This is a genomic window from Ochrovirga pacifica (assembly GCF_000220525.1).
Classification (GTDB): Bacteria; Bacteroidota; Bacteroidia; order Flavobacteriales; family Flavobacteriaceae; genus Ochrovirga; species Ochrovirga pacifica.
The window spans coordinates 1-1,568 of record NZ_AFPK01000058.1 but is presented as its reverse complement, the minus strand read 5'-3'; the positions used below and the strand labels follow the sequence as shown (position 1 = coordinate 1,568).

The following is a 1,568-nucleotide window of genomic DNA, read 5'->3' as shown; positions in this document are numbered from 1 at the left end:
CTGTAATTAATACGAATCTAACAGAAAAATGACTCCAAAGCAAGTAGAAAGAATTCAAAATAAAATTAAGAAAATTAAACGTGAACTCGCTGCTGATAAAAAGCATTGGGGAGGATTTTATCATGACGGAAGAGGACTTAGATATATGTCACCAGAATTATATTTAAAATTAAATGATTATTCTGGAGCCCTGAGATATTTCAATTGGTTTGATAAAAATTTCCCTGAAGATTCTGGCTTTCCAATATTTCTATTCGAATGGACAATTACACTTTTTAAAAAGAACAAAATTAAACTTGCTGAGAAAAAAGCATTAGAAACATTTTATTCTAATACTTATTTAATTGACATGTTTTTAGAAAATAAATTGTTACACTTTGACAAGTCTGAAAGTTCAAATTGGGAATACTCAAGCTTAGTCGAAAATTTAGAGTATTCGAAAAATCAAGAAGAACTCAAAGATTTTACTAAATGGCTGAAAGACTTTACTACAACTGAAACATTTTACAGTTTTGCTAATAAATTCATTAAAATTGAAACTGAATTAAAAAATGAGCCTGTCGGAAAGAAAAGATCTAATCTTGTTAATGAAAAATATCAATTACTCGAAAATCTGAAATAAAAAACTACAGCCAACACCGGCTAAACTTCATGCGGGTTTTGTGCTTACTTCAAAGTTTTGTGTATATTTACTAAGTCGCCAAATCTTGTTGATTTGGCTTTGTGAAATCAAAAGAAACAAAACCAAACAAAAAGCTTCGGCTTAGTACGTGTTCGAAAATCTGGCCGATTTTCTTCCCGCACAAAGCCTAGCCAAAACCGTTGGGCTTCATTTAAAAAAATCGTTTCCAATCAAAATTTCAGGTTAAAATCATTATTTTTGGTTATAAATAAATATGAAATGAATATTCAGGCGGAAAAAATAGAATTGGTAAAAATGCTTTTGGATACAGAAAATCCCAAAATCATTGAGTCAATTAAAAAAATTTTAAAAAAAGCTAAAACTGCTGACTTTTGGGATGATTTGTCTGTTGAGCAACGAAATGAAATTGAAAAAGCTTCTCGTGAAATAGAAAACGGAGAAATAACGGATTACGAATCTTTTATGCAAAAACACAGATAAATTGAGTAGAAAAGTTGTTATTTCTAAAACAGCGGAAAGGAAATTAGAAAAACTTTTCGAATACTTAATTGAAGAATGGTCTTTAAAAGTAAAAAAGGATTTTGTAGAAAAATTAGATTCATCGATTGAGATAATTAAAAACCAGCCTGAAATATTTCCCGAATCTAAAAAAGGAAAAAGTTTAAGAAAATGTGTAGTCACAAAACAAACAACTATATATTATCGATATAATTCCAAACGGATAAATATTGTTACGTTATTCGACACAAGACAAGACCCGAATAAATTAGACAAAGAAATATAAAAACGAAAGCCCAACAATGTATAACCGCAATTACGGCGGATTCGACTACGTCCGAATCCACTCGGAATTGCTAACGTCTGTGCTAAACCGAAAAATTTGTGTACTTTAACCCGTAAACTGACGGTTATACGACACCGTTGG

The 1,568-nt window shown here is 30.5% G+C and carries 3 protein-coding genes; all 3 read left to right on the top strand.

What is annotated here, in order from left to right; translation table 11 throughout:
* The first annotated feature begins 28 nt into the window (after positions 1 to 28).
* On the top strand, positions 29 to 622 hold the full coding sequence (locus FS85_RS0110855) for a hypothetical protein (protein ID WP_010136312.1): 594 nt from the start codon (positions 29 to 31) through the stop codon (positions 620 to 622).
* Positions 623 to 901: 279 nt separating this feature from the next.
* Entirely contained in the window at positions 902 to 1,123 is a 222-nt protein-coding gene (locus tag FS85_RS0110850) for a hypothetical protein (RefSeq protein ID WP_010136311.1), read from the top strand.
* 1 nt (position 1,124) lies between these two features.
* A complete protein-coding gene (locus FS85_RS0110845; protein ID WP_010136310.1) occupies positions 1,125 to 1,427 on the top strand; it encodes a type II toxin-antitoxin system RelE/ParE family toxin in 303 nt (100 codons plus the stop codon).
* Positions 1,428 to 1,568 lie beyond the last annotated feature (141 nt).

Excerpts from the sequence above, each read along its gene's own strand:
- FS85_RS0110855 (WP_010136312.1), top strand. The coding sequence starts at position 29 with ATGACTCCAAAGCAAGTAGAAAGAATTCAAAATAAAATTAAGAAAATT.
- FS85_RS0110850 (WP_010136311.1), top strand. The coding sequence starts at position 902 with ATGAATATTCAGGCGGAAAAAATAGAATTGGTAAAAATGCTTTTGGAT.